Origin of the sequence: Thalassospira indica (genome assembly GCF_003403095.1) — a bacterium.
GTDB classification, from domain to species: domain Bacteria; phylum Pseudomonadota; class Alphaproteobacteria; order Rhodospirillales; family Thalassospiraceae; genus Thalassospira; species Thalassospira indica.
On sequence record NZ_CP031555.1, the window covers coordinates 1,448,986 to 1,464,861 of the forward strand.

Annotated in this window: 18 protein-coding genes and 3 tRNA genes; 15 read left to right on the forward strand and 6 right to left on the reverse strand. The window is 54.8% G+C overall.

What is annotated here, in order from left to right:
• Nucleotides 1-13 precede the first annotated feature (13 nt).
• Together acuI and DY252_RS06795 are read left to right on the forward strand one after the other, a co-directional pair.
• Entirely contained in the window at nt 14-1,012 is a 999-nt protein-coding gene (gene acuI, locus DY252_RS06790; RefSeq protein ID WP_064789374.1) for an acrylyl-CoA reductase (NADPH), read from the forward strand.
• Between the two features lie 89 nt (nt 1,013-1,101).
• A complete protein-coding gene (locus DY252_RS06795; protein WP_064789468.1) occupies nt 1,102-3,066 on the forward strand; it encodes a hybrid sensor histidine kinase/response regulator in 1,965 nt (654 codons plus the stop codon).
• A 115-nt stretch (nt 3,067-3,181) separates the two neighbouring features.
• Here DY252_RS06795 and DY252_RS06800 read toward each other — a convergent pair whose 3' ends face one another.
• Together DY252_RS06800 and DY252_RS06805 are read right to left on the reverse strand one after the other, a co-directional pair.
• The gene (locus tag DY252_RS06800) at nt 3,182-3,835 is read right to left on the reverse strand and encodes a response regulator (RefSeq protein ID WP_008891795.1); all 654 of its coding nucleotides are present in this window, start codon (nt 3,833-3,835) and stop codon (nt 3,182-3,184) included.
• Nucleotides 3,836-4,131: 296 nt separating this feature from the next.
• Complete coding sequence (locus DY252_RS06805) at nt 4,132-4,875, reverse strand: putative metalloprotease CJM1_0395 family protein (RefSeq protein ID WP_064789373.1); 744 nt, start codon at nt 4,873-4,875, stop codon at nt 4,132-4,134.
• A 235-nt stretch (nt 4,876-5,110) separates the two neighbouring features.
• Here DY252_RS06805 and DY252_RS06810 point away from each other — a divergent pair, with 235 nt between their 5' ends.
• Nucleotides 5,111-6,142, forward strand: coding sequence for an NAD-dependent epimerase (locus DY252_RS06810; RefSeq protein ID WP_064789372.1), 1,032 nt, complete (start codon nt 5,111-5,113; stop codon nt 6,140-6,142).
• A 101-nt stretch (nt 6,143-6,243) separates the two neighbouring features.
• Here the strand turns inward: DY252_RS06810 and DY252_RS06815 are convergent.
• Both DY252_RS06815 and DY252_RS06820 read right to left on the reverse strand, forming a co-directional pair.
• Nucleotides 6,244-6,318 (reverse strand) — tRNA-Thr (locus tag DY252_RS06815).
• A gap of 28 nt (nt 6,319-6,346) precedes the next feature.
• Nucleotides 6,347-6,421 (reverse strand) — tRNA-Thr (locus tag DY252_RS06820).
• A gap of 201 nt (nt 6,422-6,622) precedes the next feature.
• Here DY252_RS06820 and DY252_RS22125 point away from each other — a divergent pair.
• The 7 genes from DY252_RS22125 to DY252_RS06850 all read left to right on the forward strand — a co-directional run bounded on the left by DY252_RS22125 (nt 6,623) and on the right by DY252_RS06850 (nt 11,806).
• Nucleotides 6,623-6,784 (forward strand): hypothetical protein, encoded by a 162-nt coding sequence (locus tag DY252_RS22125; protein WP_165374899.1) that lies wholly within the window; start codon nt 6,623-6,625, stop codon nt 6,782-6,784.
• Nucleotides 6,785-6,914: 130 nt separating this feature from the next.
• Nucleotides 6,915-7,469 carry a dCTP deaminase gene (dcd, locus tag DY252_RS06825; RefSeq protein ID WP_008891765.1) on the forward strand — a complete coding sequence of 185 codons (555 nt, stop codon included), beginning with the start codon at nt 6,915-6,917 and terminating at the stop codon, nt 7,467-7,469.
• Nucleotides 7,470-7,550: 81 nt separating this feature from the next.
• Nucleotides 7,551-8,843: a UDP-N-acetylglucosamine 1-carboxyvinyltransferase gene (murA, locus tag DY252_RS06830; RefSeq protein ID WP_064779536.1), complete on the forward strand. Its 1,293-nt coding sequence runs from the start codon at nt 7,551-7,553 to the stop codon at nt 8,841-8,843.
• 45 nt (nt 8,844-8,888) lie between these two features.
• On the forward strand, nt 8,889-9,548 hold the full coding sequence (hisG, locus tag DY252_RS06835; RefSeq protein ID WP_008891763.1) for an ATP phosphoribosyltransferase: 660 nt from the start codon (nt 8,889-8,891) through the stop codon (nt 9,546-9,548).
• The gene (gene hisD, locus DY252_RS06840) at nt 9,538-10,833 is read left to right on the forward strand and encodes a histidinol dehydrogenase (RefSeq protein WP_064789371.1); all 1,296 of its coding nucleotides are present in this window, start codon (nt 9,538-9,540) and stop codon (nt 10,831-10,833) included. Before hisG ends, hisD begins: the two co-directional genes overlap by 11 nt.
• Nucleotides 10,834-10,876: 43 nt before the next feature.
• Nucleotides 10,877-11,353, forward strand: coding sequence for a UPF0262 family protein (locus DY252_RS06845; protein ID WP_008891761.1), 477 nt, complete (start codon nt 10,877-10,879; stop codon nt 11,351-11,353).
• A gap of 6 nt (nt 11,354-11,359) precedes the next feature.
• Complete coding sequence (locus tag DY252_RS06850; protein ID WP_008891760.1) at nt 11,360-11,806, forward strand: arsenate reductase ArsC; 447 nt, start codon at nt 11,360-11,362, stop codon at nt 11,804-11,806.
• A gap of 9 nt (nt 11,807-11,815) precedes the next feature.
• Here the strand turns inward: DY252_RS06850 and DY252_RS06855 are convergent, their stop codons facing one another.
• The gene (locus tag DY252_RS06855; protein WP_064789370.1) at nt 11,816-12,310 is read right to left on the reverse strand and encodes a GNAT family N-acetyltransferase; all 495 of its coding nucleotides are present in this window, start codon (nt 12,308-12,310) and stop codon (nt 11,816-11,818) included.
• Nucleotides 12,311-12,564: 254 nt separating this feature from the next.
• Here DY252_RS06855 and infA point away from each other — a divergent pair, with 254 nt between their 5' ends.
• The 5 genes from infA to DY252_RS06880 all read left to right on the forward strand — a co-directional run bounded on the left by infA (nt 12,565) and on the right by DY252_RS06880 (nt 15,312).
• Nucleotides 12,565-12,783, forward strand: coding sequence for a translation initiation factor IF-1 (gene infA / locus DY252_RS06860; protein ID WP_007092059.1), 219 nt, complete (start codon nt 12,565-12,567; stop codon nt 12,781-12,783).
• A 149-nt stretch (nt 12,784-12,932) separates the two neighbouring features.
• Nucleotides 12,933-13,514 (forward strand): Maf family protein, encoded by a 582-nt coding sequence (locus DY252_RS06865; RefSeq protein WP_063088910.1) that lies wholly within the window; start codon nt 12,933-12,935, stop codon nt 13,512-13,514.
• A 2-nt stretch (nt 13,515-13,516) separates the two neighbouring features.
• Nucleotides 13,517-14,926: a ribonuclease E/G gene (locus tag DY252_RS06870; protein ID WP_064789369.1), complete on the forward strand. Its 1,410-nt coding sequence runs from the start codon at nt 13,517-13,519 to the stop codon at nt 14,924-14,926.
• Nucleotides 14,919-15,119 (forward strand): DNA gyrase inhibitor YacG, encoded by a 201-nt coding sequence (locus DY252_RS06875; RefSeq protein WP_008891756.1) that lies wholly within the window; start codon nt 14,919-14,921, stop codon nt 15,117-15,119. The genes DY252_RS06870 and DY252_RS06875 overlap by 8 nt, the downstream gene beginning before the upstream one ends.
• A 117-nt stretch (nt 15,120-15,236) precedes the next feature.
• Nucleotides 15,237-15,312, forward strand: a tRNA-Phe gene (locus tag DY252_RS06880).
• Nucleotides 15,313-15,383: 71 nt separating this feature from the next.
• On the opposite strand, the gene DY252_RS06885 is transcribed toward DY252_RS06880, so the two are convergent.
• Nucleotides 15,384-15,839 carry a hypothetical protein gene (locus DY252_RS06885; RefSeq protein WP_129542693.1) on the reverse strand — a complete coding sequence of 152 codons (456 nt, stop codon included), beginning with the start codon at nt 15,837-15,839 and terminating at the stop codon, nt 15,384-15,386.
• Nucleotides 15,840-15,876 lie beyond the last annotated feature (37 nt).

A 15,876-nucleotide genomic window follows, 5' to 3' on the forward strand; every position in this document is an offset into this window, starting at 1 on the left:
TCGGGAGGGTCCCATGGCTGAATCATTTCGCGCACTGGTTCTGAACCAGAAAGAAAAAAGTGTCACAGCAGAATTCAAGAACCTGACCACAGATGACCTGCCCGCAGGAGAAGTGCTGGTGCGGGTCAAATGGTCAACTCTCAATTATAAGGACGGCATGGTCCTGAACGGATTGGGACGGCTTGTCCGCACCTATCCCCATGTGCCCGGCGTCGATTTTTCCGGCGAAGTCGTTTCATCAACCGATGATCGGTACAGGCCCGGCGATGAAGTTGTGCTGACCGGCTGGCGGGTTGGTGAAGCCCATTGGGGCGGGTATGCCCAGCTTGCACGGGTGAAGGCCGACTGGCTTGTTCCGTTGCCCGCCGGAATTGATGCGTCGCAGGCAATGTCAATCGGCACGGCGGGCTTTACCGCAATGCTGGCAGTCATGGCACTGGAAGAGCAGGGGGTGACGACAAAGCAGGATGGCGAAGTTCTTGTGACCGGCGCCGCCGGGGGGGTCGGGTCTGTTGCTGTTTCAATACTTTCTGCGCTTGGCTATCGGGTTGCCGCATCGACGGGACGCGCCGAAACGCATCAGTATCTCCGTGATCTCGGCGCCAGTACGATCATTGATCGCAATGAACTGACCGATACCAGCAAACCTCTGCTGACGGAACGATGGGTGGGGGCAATCGACAGTGTCGGTAGCACGACGCTTGCCCACGTTCTTTCCGAGATGAAATATCATGGTGTTGTTGCCGCCTGCGGTCTTGCCGGTGGTCCCGATTTGCCCGGAACTGTTATCCCGTTCCTGTTGCGCGGTGTGAAACTGATCGGGATTGATTCGGTCATGTGCCCCTATGAGACACGCGTGCGTGCGTGGATGCGCCTGGCGCGCGAACTGCCGAGGGATCAACTGCAATCTGCAACAACGAAAGTTGCACTGTCCGATATTTTGCCATGGGGGGAGAAGATCCTCAAAGGGCAGGTGCAGGGACGTCTGCTTGTTGATGTTCAGGATTGCTAGCACCCGCAAAACCATGCAGACTCAACGGGTTTTCGATCCGTGCGATACGGAACGAAAACCCGTGTCTCTGAAAGCTGGAAATGAACGTGATGCCTGAACAACGGTTCCGAATTCTTCTTGTCGAAGATAATCCCGGGGATGCGTTTCTTGTGCGTACCCTGCTGGAAGAAACCGGCGAGCCGTTTGACATCGAGCATCGAAGCGATCTTGCATCCGCGATGGCGGTGCTAAATGGTGACGGGCCAGTGGCACTGTTTGATGTTGTTTTGCTGGATCTGACATTGCCGGACTCATCTGGCGTGCAAACCATCAGCCGTGTGCGTAGTTGTGCCAATGCCGCGCCTGTCGTTGTTCTGACCGGCCACAAGGACGAGGAACTTGCTTTCGAAGCCCTTCAACATGGCGCCGAGGACTATTTGACCAAGGAATTTCCCGATGGTCGTACAATCCGGCGTTCCATCAGGTATGCGATTGAGCGCTCGCGGGCCGAACGCGCGCTGAAGGAAAGTGAGGAGCGTTACCGCAAACTGGTCGAGCTGGCGCCAGAACTGATCTCTGTCCTGAGTGGTGAAGAGATCGTCTATATGAACCAGCAGGGCGTCAGCATTTTGGGTGCGCGTGACAGTGATAAGCTGGTCGGGCGATCCTTCATGGAAATGGTGCATCCTTCAAGCCGCGAAACGCTTGAAGAATATATTTCGCGCTATCGAAACGGGTATCCGGGGCGTGCGGATTTCACAATCATCTGCCAACGCCCGGAAGGCGAAAATGTCGAGCTGGAAGTCTCGGCGATTGCCTTCACCCACGAGGGGGCGCCAGCCATGCTGATGCTGGCAGAAGATGTTACCGACAAACGCAAAGTTGAACGTCAACTGGTTCAAACGTCCAAACTGGCAACGCTTGGCGAAATGGCAGCATCCGTTGCCCACGAAATGAACCAGCCGCTAAACGTCATCCGGATGGCCGCAGATACCTGCGCCTTGCAATATGATCTGGATGCCGTGAAACCGGCCTTTCAGCGCGAAAGACTGGCGCTCATCAGTTCCCAGACAGAGCGCATGTCCGAAATCATCAAGCATCTTCAGATATATAGCCGTCCGGACGACGATGATTTTGCGCCGTTCGATGTCATGAAAGCCGTTGAGCGTGCTGTGGACATGGTCGAACATGATTGCCGGTTGTCGGGCATTGCAATTGATGTCGTCGCCCCCCGGCAGCGCTGCTTCGTCAATGGCCGACAGGTTCAGTTGGAACAGGTTCTGGTCAATATGCTGAGCAACGCGCGCGATGCCATCAACGAAAGCGGTGATGACGCCGGCAGTATCGGAGGTTTGATCCGTGTCAGCGCAATGGTTGACGAAGCGCGGAAGTCATTGAAACTGGCTGTCAACGACAATGGCGGGGGTGTTCCGGAAGCCGCCATTGACTTGCTGTTTCATCCGTTCTTTACGACCAAGGATGTTGGCAAGGGAACCGGACTTGGGCTGTCGGTCAGTTTTGGCATTGTCGAGGCCATGGGCGGCCGAATTGATGTGCGAAATGAGGGTGACGGGGCCTGCTTTGAAATCACTCTGCCGCTTGCGGATGTCGACGCAGCGAAGGTGGATCATCATTCTGACGCAGGTCAGGAGGTTGGCTGGCTGACCAAGGTGCCGCCGAATGCCGAAGCACGCGGGAAAATTCGCGTGCTTGTCGTCGATGACGAACTTGATGCCATGGAAATCATCTCGGGATATCTTGAAGCACAGGGCTTTAACGTTTCCGCCGCAAACAACGGTGAAGATGCGTTGGCGATTGCGGGTGTTGTGCTGCCTGACATCCTGATTACCGACATTCGCATGCCACATATGGATGGCAACGCCTTGGTCAAGGAACTTCGTGAACGCAATCCTGCACTGCCAGTGATTGTTATGACCGGTCACCCGGGCGACGCTGACCGACCGGTTGAGGATGAAGACGGACCAGATGCACCGGTGACGGTGATGTCAAAGCCGCTGAACTTAAAGGAACTTCTGGCAACACTTGATGAGCTTTGTGAAGTATTCGCGGCTTAAATTTGCTCCGCAGGCGTCTTTTGGCTGCAAGTGCATTTATGATTTAAGTTGATAAAGAAAAAGCCCGGCATTGCGCCGGGCTTTTTCTGATTTGTTTGCCTGGAGTTGGCAGCGATTAGGCTTCCCAGCCCAATTGCATGGCAATCTTTACCGCTTGTGTACGGTTGGCGGCACCGAGCTTTTTGAAAATACCGGTCAAATGGACCTTCACGGTAATTTCGCGAACGGTTAGCTGTTTGGCGATTTCCTTGTTGGAAAGACCCTTGGTCAGAAGGCCCAGAACTTCGCGCTCGCGGTTGGTCAACTGCCGCAAGGGGTTGTCTGGTGCAAGGCCGTCAAGGTCGATCTCACCCGGGCGCATCTGCGTGCCATCGTCTTCGAGCAATGCAGACGGGATGTATTTTTCGCCGGACAGAATCAAACGCAGGGCGTTGATCAGGGATTTACCTGACAGCGTCTTGGGCAGATATCCCGACGCACCATGTTCCAGTGCGTTCAGAACGTCGCTGCGTTTAACCGAGCCTGAAAGAATAACCACCGGAATTTCAGGATGTTTCTGGCGCATGACGGTCAAACCGGACAATCCATTCATGCCAGGCATGTTCAGATCGAGGATGGTCAGTTCGACGTTGGTTTCTCCGTCAACGACGGCAAGTGCTTCTGCGAAGTCTTTCGCCTGCGCGACTTCAACTTCCGGCGCTGCGAGTTTTAGGAAGGAAGTGATCCCGTCTCTGACGAGATCGTGATCGTCTGCTAGCAGGATGTTCATTTTTATGCCGTACCTGTTCTTGTCCAAAGCTCACTGAAATAAATTGGGACAGCGACCTCGGAAACGCGATCCACAATTGCAATAATATGGTTTCGCGCGATTCTGATATTTTCAATCCAAGCGTCCCCCCCGGACGCGAGCGCAGCATTCAACAAAACGGTGCCCCTGTCAAACGGCAGGATAGTTTTTGATAGTAGTATCTATCCAAGTGAATAGGTATCCGAACTCAAGGATAAGTATTTCATCGCGCATCGAATAGTATATCAGGGGATCAGACGGAACCGCGATAGGAAAAGTTACACAGAAATTGATATATTCTGATGCGCGCCGTTTTTAGACATCGCCTCGTTACGTGCGGATTCTTCGGTAGTATTGTTTGTATCAATACCATCACTGGTTGCTCTTTGCAGGCTTGCCTGGCGGAAGGCTGCCATATCGGCACCTGATGGTGCGTTTGGTGCCAGCGCCGCATTTTGCAAGGTGGCCAGGGCACGATCACGGTCTTCCACGCTGCCTGACAGTGATACGCTTACATCAACGTGACCACCAATGGCATAAGCGTTACCGTCCGGACCAATCTGATATGTGTATTGCGGCGCAGAGCCATAAGGCCCGGCAGCAGCGGCATGGGCCTTTTCCTCTTGGCGCACAGCTGAATCTCGGGCTCGCAGCTGATTGACGACAGCTTCTTCAGCCGGGTCGAGATCCTGATTGGACGAAGCACCATTTGCGGTGTTGCTGTTTTCCGAATTGGTTTCGCGTGCCTCGCGGTATTCCGCACGGCTGACGCCGCCAGCAACTGCTTGTGCCTCGGTCAGGGTCCGTGGATCAACAATCTGTGTGCGTGCACCGTCTGAGCCGGTGCCAGCAATGGCATATGGCGAAACAGATGACGCATTTCCGCCCTGACGCTGGACTTCAATGGCCTCATACTCGGCCAAAACACGCCCATCAGCAGTTTGCGCGATTTCCCGAACATTCAGGATAACGCCCAAACCGCCCCCATTCGGGTTGGCTATGGTTTGACCAGCTGAAATCATCTGTCTTTACGTCGCTCGTGATCTTAAGACGAAACCTATACGAAAAGACACCATAGCAGAAAAATGACCGAGAGTCTCGGCTCGCAATAAACGGTATTAGGTGGAAGGCTACTGAGGCGTATTGTTATGGTTGATGGCTTGCGCATCCGAACCCTTGCTGGTATCAAAATTCCCGAATTTCCAACCGGCGCCTAGCGCGCTTCATGCTGTGCTTCAATCAGGAATTCCAACGCGCATGTCCGACTTCATCATTCCGGCCAATGAAAAGGTACTTGTCACGGGTGCCGCCGGTTTTATCGGTTCCCATCTTTGCCTGAAACTGCTGGAACAGGGGACCACTGTTGTCGGACTTGATAACGTCAATGACTATTATGACGTCAACCTCAAAGAGGCACGTCTCGCACGGTTGGAAGGCAAGCCGGGTTACAAGTTTGTCAGAATGGACTTGGAAAATCGTGAAGGCATTGCTGATCTGTTCGCTACTGAAAAGCCGACCTATGTTGTCAATCTGGCGGCCCAAGCCGGGGTGCGCTATTCGATTGAAAATCCGCATGCCTATATTGATGCCAACCTTGTTGGTTTTACCAATATCCTCGAAGGATGCCGCCACAACAATGTGAAGCATCTGGTCTACGCATCAAGCAGTTCGGTTTACGGCATGAATACCGAAATGCCATTTTCCGTGCATCACAATGTCGATCACCCGATCAGCCTGTATGCGGCGTCAAAAAAGGCCAACGAACTGATGGCCCACACTTACAGTCATCTCTATCGTCTGCCAACGACCGGTCTTCGCTTCTTTACCGTCTATGGTCCTTGGGGGCGCCCGGACATGGCGCTCTTCCTGTTTACCAAGGCGATCCTCGAAGGGCGACCGATCAACGTCTTTAACGAAGGCAAGATGCGTCGCGACTTTACCTATATCGACGACATCGTCGAAGGTGTTTATCGTTGCATCTCGACCGTCGCCAAACCGAACCCGGACTGGAACTCGGCCAAGCCCGATCCCGCAACCAGTTCGGCACCCTATCGGGTGTTTAATATCGGCAATAACAGCCCGGTCGAGCTGATGTATATGATCGAGACGATCGAAAAGGCACTGGGCAAGACGGCTGAGAAAAACATGCTGCCGATGCAGGATGGTGATGTGCCTGCAACTTATGCCGATGTTGATGCGTTGACCGATGCCGTTGGCTTCAAGCCGGCTACCTCGATTGAAACCGGTATCGGCAATTTTGTTGAGTGGTATCGCGCTTTCTACGGCTAGAGTGCGCGACTTTCCTTAATATCCAGACAAATAAACATCATTTAGGCTCGCATCACTTTGATGCGGGCTTTCTAACGTTATTTTGGAATACATTGGGAAAATGGTGCTGCTGGGGAGATTTGAACTCCCGGCCTCTCCCTTACCAAGGGAGTGCTCTACCCCTGAGCTACAGCAGCCCGATAAACAGGCTGTACCGGTGGGCAATGGTGCTGCTGGGGAGATTTGAACTCCCGGCCTCTCCCTTACCAAGGGAGTGCTCTACCCCTGAGCTACAGCAGCATGAGCCCTTGCGGTGCGGGCGGGTTATAGGCCACGTATCTGTAATTGGTCAAGCCTGAATTATGCGAAGTTTTTCGATTGTTCCCGTCGCAGGCCTTTTCGCCCTGTTTTCGTCAAGATCGGCTGTAATTTTTCGCGCGCTGTTTTATAACAGGCCAATCGCTCAAACCCGCATAAATCTGACGGAACTTTGATTGCATCATGACAGCCAAAAAATCTGACATGCGTCCGGCCGTAAACGAGGAACGTTTAAAACGCGAAGCCGAAGCCCTGCGTGCCAATCTGGCCAAGCGCAAGCAACAGCAACGCTCACGCAAAAGCGATCCACAAGGTCCGGCTACAGACGAAAAATCTGAGGACTGATCTCGCGCGTCATTTTTCACCTTCGCTTTGATGGATGCGTGCATCGTTTGGTTGATCTTGAGGCCAGCGGGCGGGTAAAACCGTGGGTGCTGAACGTGGTTGGGATTTTCGCAAAAACAGGGGTGGCACTATGTCGGTAAGACCGGATCACTGGATACGCCAGATGGCGCAGGAAAAAGGCATGATCGAACCGTTTGTCGACGGTTTCAAACGCGATGGTGTGATTTCCTATGGTGTCAGCTCGTACGGCTATGACGCCCGCGTCGCTGACGAGTTCAAGATTTTCACCAATGTCGACTCGGCCATTGTCGATCCCAAGGAATTTTCCGATGACGGGTTTGTCAATCGCCAGACCGAAGTCTGCGTGATCCCGCCCAACAGTTTCGCGCTCGCGCGTACGGTGGAATATTTCCGCATCCCGCGCGACACGCTGGTGATCTGCCTTGGAAAATCGACCTATGCCCGGTGCGGCATCATCGTCAATGTCACGCCGCTTGAACCCGAATGGGAAGGGCATGTAACCCTTGAATTTTCCAACACCACGCCGCTTCCGGCGCGCATTTATGCCAATGAAGGGGCGTGTCAGTTCATTTTCCTTAAGGCGGAAAGTGAATGCGATACCTCCTATGCGGATCGCGCAGGGAAATATATGGGCCAAAAAGGTGTCACATTGCCGCGCCTGTGATAAAGGGGTGGCAACAATCTGGTGGTGATACGCCAAGACACGCGTTCGCTGCGCCATCGCGCGCAGTACAAAGAGGACTGAATGGACAAGATCAAGATTTCCGGTGGTCGCCGGCTGCAGGGCAAAATTGCAATCGGCGGTGCCAAAAACGCGGCTTTGCCGTTGATGGCAGCAAGCCTTTTGACGGATGAAACGCTGACGTTATCGAACCTGCCGCATCTGGCAGATATCACATCGATGGCTAATCTTCTGGCCCAACATGGTGTGGCGTTGCATCTGAACGGGCATGCCCCCAATGGTGGCCATACCGGTCGCGTTCTTGAAATGACTGCCAAGGAAATCACCTCGACCACGGCACCCTATGATCTGGTGCGCAAGATGCGTGCGTCTGTCCTGGTGCTTGGTCCGATTGTCGCGCGCTGTGGTGTTGCCCGTGTGTCGCTTCCTGGTGGGTGTGCGATTGGTAACCGTCCGGTTGACCTGCATCTTAAGGCGCTGGAAGCAATGGGGGCTGAAATCCACCTGACCGAGGGCTACATCGAAGCCCGTGCACCCGACGGCCTGAAAGGCGGGCATGTCCTGTTCCCGCAGGTTTCGGTGGGCGCGACGGAAAACACGCTGATGGCCGCATCGCTGGCTGACGGTGTCGTCACCATTGCCAATGCCGCGCGCGAACCCGAAGTGTCTGATCTGGCCCACTGCCTTGTTGCCATGGGGGCCGAGATCGAAGGTATCGGAACCGACACCCTCAAAGTTACCGGCAAGCCGCGCTTGCATGGTGCGGAATATTCGGTTGTGCCGGATCGTATCGAAACCGGGACCTATGCGATTGCCGCCGCCATCACCGGTGGCGAGATCGAGCTGACCGGAACCCGCATGGAATTGATCGACAGCCTTGTTGATGCGATGCGCGCAGCCGGGGTCGAGGTTGAAGAAACCGAAGATGGCCTTAAGGTGCGCGGCAACCGTGCGACGCTTAAGGGTGTTGATGTGATGACCGAACCTTATCCGGGCTTCCCGACCGACATGCAGGCCCAGTTCATGGCGCTGATGTCGGTGGCCAATGGTGCGTCGATGATCACCGAAACCATTTTCGAAAACCGTTTCATGCACGTACCCGAACTCAGCCGTATGGGTGCTGATGTCAACGTGCATGGCCGTTCGGCGATTGTACGCGGCAGTGCAAAGCTTTCGGGGGCCGAAGTCATGGCCACCGATCTGCGTGCATCTGTCTCCATGGTGCTTGCAGGCTTGGCAGCCGAGGGCGAGACGGTTATTAACCGTGTCTACCATCTGGACCGCGGTTATGAGCGGCTTGAAGAAAAACTGAGCTCCTGCGGGGCGCAGATCGAACGTGTCCGGGTTCCGGCCTGATATAAGGCTTCCGGATAACTGAAAAACGCGTAAGGCGACTGATTGATGAGTGACGAAAAGCTGGTGCTTGCCCTGCCAAAGGGGCGCATTCTTGACGAGGTGATGCCACTGGTACGATCCGCAGGGATCGAACCGGAAGCGGCATTTGATGATCCGAAATCCCGTGCGCTTCGTTTCGCCACCAACCATCCGCATATCGATATCATCCGTGTGCGCAGCTTTGACGTAGCAACCTTCGTCGCCTTTGGCGCGGCCCATATCGGTGTCTGCGGCAATGACGTCCTGATGGAATTTGATTATCCGGATATCTATGCGCCGCTGGATCTAAATATCGGGCATTGCCGGATTGCCGTTGCCGAACCCGAAGAAATGATCGAAGGCGATGATCCGTCGCGCTGGTCGCATGTCCGGGTGGCAACCAAGTATCCCAACATCACCCGCACCCATTTTGCCAAACGTGGCGTACAGGCCGAATGCATCAAGCTGAACGGCGCGATGGAACTGGCACCAACACTTGGTCTGTGCCGCCGTATCGTCGACCTTGTGTCGACGGGTAATACTCTTAAGGCCAATGGTCTGCGTGAAATCGAACATGTTGCCGATGTGACGTCGCGCCTGATCGTCAACCGTGCTGCGCTGAAAACCCGCCCGACCGATATCCAGCCCTGGATCGACCGTTTTTCCGAGGTGCTCAATGCCGCTTAAGCTTTCGATTACTGACGCCAGCTTCGAAGAAGATTTCGTCAAGCTTCTGGGCATGAAACGCGAATCGGATGCCGATGTTGATGCGGCCGTTGCCGATATTATCGCCGATGTGCGTAATCGCGGTGACGAAGCCGTTTGTGACTACACCAACCGATTTGATCGTCTCGGTATCGACGCATCCGGCATGGCGGTGAGCGCGGCCGAGGTCGATGCAGCGGTTGCCGAAATTGATGCAGACCTTCTCAAATCGCTGGAATTGGCGGCAAAGCGCATTCGTGCCTACCACGAAAAGCAGATGCCGGCCGATGAACGCTATACCGATGAAAGCGGTGTTGAGCTTGGCTGGCGCTGGCGTGCGGTGTCCGCAGCCGGGCTTTATGTTCCCGGCGGTCTGGCATCCTATCCGTCATCGGTTCTGATGAATGCCATTCCGGCCAAGGTTGCCGGTGTCGAACGCCTTGTTATGGTGGTGCCTACCCCGGATAATAAAATGAACCCGCTGGTTCTGGCTGCAGCCCGAATTGCCGGTGTGGACGAGATTTACCGCATTGGCGGGGCGCAGGCGATTGCGGCCCTTGCCTATGGCACCGAAACCATCAAGCCTGTCGACAAGATCGTCGGTCCGGGCAATGCGTTTGTTGCCGCGGCCAAACGCCGTGTCTTTGGTCAGGTCGGCATTGATATGATTGCGGGCCCTTCGGAAATTCTGGTGGTTGCCGATGGCAGCAACGATCCAAGCTGGGTGGCAGCAGATCTGTTGTCGCAGGCCGAACATGACCCGGTCGCGCAATCGATCCTGATAACTGACGACGCGGAATTTGCCGATCACGTGCAGGTCGCAATCGATAAGCATCTTGAAAAACTGCCGCGTGCAGAAATCGCCGGGGCAAGCTGGCGCGACTTTGGTGCAATTGTTTTGGTCGAAAATCTGTCGCAGGCTCCGGCCCTTGTGGATCGGATCGCACCGGAACATCTTGAATTGGCGGTGGACGACCCGGACGCACTGGCAGAAGACATTCATCATGCCGGTGCGATTTTCCTGGGCCGTTATACCCCAGAGGCCATCGGCGATTATGTTGCCGGCCCGAACCATGTTCTGCCGACGGCCCGCTCGGCGCGTTTCTCGTCCGGCCTTGGGGTTTTGGACTTCATCAAGCGTTCGTCGCTGATCAAGTGCACACCCGAAAGTCTGGCAAAAATCGGCCCGGCGGCAATCGCCCTTGCAGAAAGCGAAGGTCTGCAGGCACATGGACTTTCGGTAGCGATCCGTTCAAACCAGATGTAAGCTGTTGCAATGCAGCGTGTGAAGGGACCGGAGCGAGAGAGCCATGGCAGAAAACCAGTGTATTGCCGGTATCTATCTTGACGAGAAATACAAGGTAAGACGCCGTCCTGAGGTCGAGCATGAGCAGGCGGTGGCGATCTATGACCTTCTCGAAGAAAACCATTTCGAACCGGCTGGCGGTTTCGAAGGTCCGTATTCGGTGCATATGCGCATCGAGGAAAATCGCATCTATATGGATGTGCGTGGCGATGATGATACCGAAAACCTGACGACCATTCCCGTGCCGCTGTCGCCGTTCCGCCGGATCGTCAAAGACTATTTCATGATCTGCGAAAGCTATTATGACGCCATCAAAAAGGCCAGTGCCGCGCAGATCGAAACCATCGATATGGCGAGGCGCGGTCTTCACAACGAGGGCTCCGAACAATTGCGAGAGCTTCTGGCCGACAAGGTGACGATTGATGAAAATACCGCGCGTCGCCTGTTCACGTTGATTTGTGTCCTTCACATCCGGGGTTAAGGCACGGTGGCAGAAGAACTCCCCGGCTCGGTTCTTTTTGCCTGCAGCTATAATGCCGTGCGTTCGGTGATGGCTGCTGCCTTGATGCGTCACTATCACGGGACCCGGATTTATGTTGAAAGTTGCGGGGTGCGTGCCGGTGAGCTTGATGGCTTTGCCGTCGCGGTGATGGAGGAAATCGGTCTTGATATTTCCTCATACAATTCCAAAACCTTTGATCAGCTTGAAGACGGCTTCTTTGATCTGATCATCACGATGTCTCCCGAGGCCCAGCACCGTGCGGTCGAAATGACCCGCACCATGGCCTGTGACGTCGAATTCTGGAATACCTTTGATGCGACAATCGTCGAAGGCTCGCGTGAGATACGCCTTGAGGCTTACCGTCAGGTGCGCGACCAGATCAAGAAACGCATCCTTGATCGCTTCCCGGTCGGTCCTGCCCCCACCATGTGATTGCTTGGCTTAATCCGCGCTGCTGAGGACTTTGAACGCAGCACCATCAAGTACATAGATATTCTCGTCCTCGGCATGGCGCATGCCAAGTTTTTCGTAAAACCGCTGGCCAATTATGTTTTCCGCATCGACCGACAGGCGGATATAGGATTTGCCGTGTGCACGGGCATGTTTGGCGACCGCAGCCACCAGACGTTTGGCAAAGCCGCCGCCGCGATGGCTTGGTGCGACATAAAGGTCCTGAATATAAAGCCCGGGCCGTCCGCGGAATGTCGAATAGCTTGGGAAAAACAGGCACATGGCAATCGGCGTGTCATCGGCAATCGCAATCAGCGCGTCAAACGCGCGGTCTTTGCCAAAGCCATCCCGCGCCAGATCTTCGGGCGTGCTCGCAATTTTATCCGCACATCCTGTTGCCTTGCCGATTTCGCAAATCATGGCATGGAGTGCCGGTGCGTCATCGCGTTCTGCAAGGCGTATTTCAATGGTATGAGGATTGGTCATGCGGGAGCTTTCATGAAAGGCCGGAAAGATAACGGCATCTTAGGGCGCATACCGGCATTCGAAAAGGGCTGACCCGGTTCTTTTCGCGCAATCCTTATTCCACACGATTTGGCAGCACAGATACGTCGCCATTCGTTTAACGCAGTGCTGTAACGCCACGCCTGACACGTGAAAGGACTTGACCTTTTGCCCGGTTCAGAGCAGTTTGCCGCCCACCGGTATTTTGATATTGCAATACGAAAGCTAGGAGTCACATGGCTAAAGAAGACGTTATCGAGTTTCAGGGCACTGTCGTTGAACTTCTGCCCAATGCGATGTTTCGCGTGAAGCTGGACAATGACCACGAAATCCTTGCCCACACCTCGGGCAAAATGCGCAAGAACCGTATCCGCGTTCTCGCCGGTGACCGTGTCAGCGTCGAAATGACCCCTTATGACCTGACCAAAGGTCGTATTACCTTCCGTTTCAAGTAATCTGAAACCACGACCAAGCGCAAATTGACCTTGTCTGGCGGGGCGTTTACCCTTGCCGTCAGGGTGCATTTTGCTGCCTGCTTCGAAATGTGAGCATTTATCACATTTCTGGTCGGAATGGTTTGGGACGGATATCCGGGAGCCACATCTTGTCGAAACTGATATTGGCATCTGCATCGCCGCGCCGTCTTGAGCTGCTTGCGCAGATCGGAATTGTGCCAGATCAGGTCGTTCCCGCAGATATCGATGAAACACCCATGCGCGATGAAAGTCCTCGTCGGCTGGCGCTGCGCCTTGCCGAGGAAAAGGCGCGTTTTGTTGCCAAATCCAACGGCGGGGCCTTTGTGCTTGCCGCGGACACGGTTGTTGCCTGTGGCCGGCGTGCACTGGGCAAGGCCGAAGACGCGGCCGAGGCACGCAAGTTCCTTGAATTGCTTTCCGGGCGTCGCCACCGTGTTTATGGCGGCATGTGTGTAATTGCCCCGGACGGGACCGAACGATCGCGCGTGATCGAAACACAGGTAAAATTCCGAACCCTTGGTTCTGATGACCTGAAGCGTTATCTTGCCCATGACGAGTGGCAGGGCAAGGCTGGGGCATACGCCATTCAGGGCTTTGCCGCGACCTTTGTGAAGGCGATCTCGGGATCGTACTCCAACGTTGTCGGGCTGTCGCTGTGCGAGGTGGACGGTCTTTTGCGCGGTCTTGGCTATCACCCCAAAGAGGTTTGATCATGGCAGTTGGCGGCACTCATAACTCCCGCCTGCTGATTGATGCCGTTGCGCTTGAGCGCAGGGTTGCCCTGATCGAAAATGACCGCCTGACGCGTCTATGGATTGATCGCGGCGGTCCCGCAAGATTTGATATCCATCTTGGCCGTGTTTCCAAAATGATGCCCGAAATGGCCGCCGCCATGGTTGCGCTTGACGGGTTGCCTGATGGGCTTTTGCCGTTTGATCGCTATAACGGCCCGCTGCATGAAGGGCAGTGGGTTCTGGTGCAAATCGCCCGCCTTGGTTTTGACGACAAGGGCGTGAAACTTACCGGCCGGATCGCGATTGAAGGTGTTGGCATGATCCTGCGACCGGGGGTCAACCATATCGAGTTGCCGCGCAAGCTTAAGGACGGGGACCGGCGCACCGAACTTCATGAATTGCTAAGCTCTCTTCAGGCCGGCCACGACGGGATCATGCTGCGTTCCGTCGCACTCGACTGGACGCGTGATGCCATCACCGCCGAATACAAACTTCTGAAATCACAATTGCAAAAGGCCGAAAAGGCCCTGTCCGAGGCATCGAAGCCGCAACTGGTTAGCAAGGCACAATCAGAAACCGATCAGGTGATCGAACGGCATCTGATGGCGGGTGGTGCATGCGTTGTCGATGGCACAAACGAATTCGTGCGGTTGCGTGGATTGCTGACGATGCTGGGTAAGTCGGATGACAATCTTGCGCGCCATGTCGGCAGCCGGCTGTTGTTCAATGATCAGGATATCGACGACGAAATTGCCGCTGCCTTGGGGCCGCATGTCGAGTTGCAGGGTGGGGGGTGGATTGCGATTGACCCGGCAATCGCACTTTGTGCCATTGACGTCAATGCCGCCGGGGCAGATGCCGGGCGTGATAGCGAAACCCGTGCGGTCGAAGTCAACCTTCGGGCCGCAGCCGAAATCGTGCATCAAATCCGCCTGCGCAACATCGGTGGTCTTGTGGTGATTGATCCGCTTCGCATGAAATCACGGGCAGGGCGTGACAAGTTCGATATCGCTATCCGTGATGCCTTTGGCAGCGAGCTTGATGGTGCGGTACAGATTGGTGGCTTCACGCGATTGGGGCTTTATGAGTTCAGTCGCCAACGGGCGGGCGAATCGCTTCGTGCCACGCTGTTTGCCAAACAGGAACACACCCCTCTTTTGCGTGATGCCGCGCTCAATGTCGTTTTGCGCGCCGTTGTTGCCGAAAGCCGAAACGGGGTGACCGGGATGGTTAAACTGTCCGTAAACCCTGTTGTGGCGAAGGCACTTGCGGATCAGGCAGATGCGATCCAGATCCTGACAAATGCATTTGGGGGTACGCCGAAAATTGTCGCGGACCCGACCCTTGAAGACGATGCCTATCGGTTGGAGAAAAACCACCATGAATGAAAAAAAGATAACGAAAACAGCCAGCTCCGACTGCGTGGTTTGTGGCAAACCGGCTGATGAAAAATACACGCCGTTTTGCTCCAAACGCTGTGCGGATCTCGACCTTGGCAAATGGATGAATGAAAGCTACGCCATCCCCGCCGCTGAGCCGCCCGAGTATCTCGAAGACCTTGAAGATGAAGAAGAATTTTAATCCGACGCGCGATCGCAAAAAAAATGCGATTTGAGGCTGGACAAGCCCCAAAGGAGTTTGTATAACCCCGCTCGTTCCGCAGGGAACACTCCGGAAACGGAGACGAAAGTCGGATTTGCCCAGGTAGCTCAGTTGGTAGAGCAGTGGACTGAAAATCCGCGTGTCGGTGGTTCGAGTCCGCCCCTGGGCACCATCTTTCGGTAGCCAAAAAAACCCGGCCTTCTGGCCGGGTTTTTTGTTTTTTCATCTCATCTACCGTTCGATTTAATTCGGGATCGGCAGGTCAAACCCGACCTTCTCGCCATTGATCGCATTGCCGATGCCCAGAATGCTTCTCTGTTGGGTCAGCTGGAATTTCCCAGCAGCATAGCTGTCATCCTGGCAGATCAGTTCCCACCAGCCATGGGCAGGGGCCAGTCGATCATCGCGGACAAATTTGCCAAGGCAGGTCTGCGCGCCATAAACATCAAACATCCCGCCAAAGGCATTGGCCCGAACCCAGGTGTCATAACGCGAAAACGGCCCGATGCGCGACCAGTTCAGATTGATTTTGACCATGGTGTTGGTGCTATAGGGCACGGTCGATGCCGATTGTTTGGCCTGCCAGGCGTCATAGCTGATTTCAGGGGCGGTTGCGGTGGTTGTCGTTTTGCAGCCGCTGATCAGCATGGCAATCCCCATGATCAGGGCGGTCTTGAAAGTGTGGCTACGGCTAAGCATCTTCGCCCTCTGGCAGATTGAATTTGAACAGACTGTA

What these genes read in the sequence shown, in the direction of transcription:
- acuI (WP_064789374.1), top strand. Translation starts at nt 14, where the DNA reads ATGGCTGAATCATTTCGCGCACTGGTTCTGAACCAGAAAGAAAAAAGT.
- DY252_RS06795 (WP_064789468.1), top strand. Translation starts at nt 1,102, where the DNA reads ATGCCTGAACAACGGTTCCGAATTCTTCTTGTCGAAGATAATCCCGGG.
- DY252_RS06800 (WP_008891795.1), bottom strand. Translation starts at nt 3,835, where the DNA reads ATGAACATCCTGCTAGCAGACGATCACGATCTCGTCAGAGACGGGATC.
- DY252_RS06805 (WP_064789373.1), bottom strand. Translation starts at nt 4,875, where the DNA reads ATGATTTCAGCTGGTCAAACCATAGCCAACCCGAATGGGGGCGGTTTG.
- DY252_RS06810 (WP_064789372.1), top strand. Translation starts at nt 5,111, where the DNA reads ATGTCCGACTTCATCATTCCGGCCAATGAAAAGGTACTTGTCACGGGT.
- DY252_RS22125 (WP_165374899.1), top strand. Translation starts at nt 6,623, where the DNA reads ATGACAGCCAAAAAATCTGACATGCGTCCGGCCGTAAACGAGGAACGT.
- dcd (WP_008891765.1), top strand. Translation starts at nt 6,915, where the DNA reads ATGTCGGTAAGACCGGATCACTGGATACGCCAGATGGCGCAGGAAAAA.
- murA (WP_064779536.1), top strand. Translation starts at nt 7,551, where the DNA reads ATGGACAAGATCAAGATTTCCGGTGGTCGCCGGCTGCAGGGCAAAATT.
- hisG (WP_008891763.1), top strand. Translation starts at nt 8,889, where the DNA reads ATGAGTGACGAAAAGCTGGTGCTTGCCCTGCCAAAGGGGCGCATTCTT.
- hisD (WP_064789371.1), top strand. Translation starts at nt 9,538, where the DNA reads ATGCCGCTTAAGCTTTCGATTACTGACGCCAGCTTCGAAGAAGATTTC.
- DY252_RS06845 (WP_008891761.1), top strand. Translation starts at nt 10,877, where the DNA reads ATGGCAGAAAACCAGTGTATTGCCGGTATCTATCTTGACGAGAAATAC.
- DY252_RS06855 (WP_064789370.1), bottom strand. Translation starts at nt 12,310, where the DNA reads ATGACCAATCCTCATACCATTGAAATACGCCTTGCAGAACGCGATGAC.
- infA (WP_007092059.1), top strand. Translation starts at nt 12,565, where the DNA reads ATGGCTAAAGAAGACGTTATCGAGTTTCAGGGCACTGTCGTTGAACTT.
- DY252_RS06870 (WP_064789369.1), top strand. Translation starts at nt 13,517, where the DNA reads ATGGCAGTTGGCGGCACTCATAACTCCCGCCTGCTGATTGATGCCGTT.
- DY252_RS06875 (WP_008891756.1), top strand. Translation starts at nt 14,919, where the DNA reads ATGAATGAAAAAAAGATAACGAAAACAGCCAGCTCCGACTGCGTGGTT.
- DY252_RS06885 (WP_129542693.1), bottom strand. Translation starts at nt 15,839, where the DNA reads ATGCTTAGCCGTAGCCACACTTTCAAGACCGCCCTGATCATGGGGATT.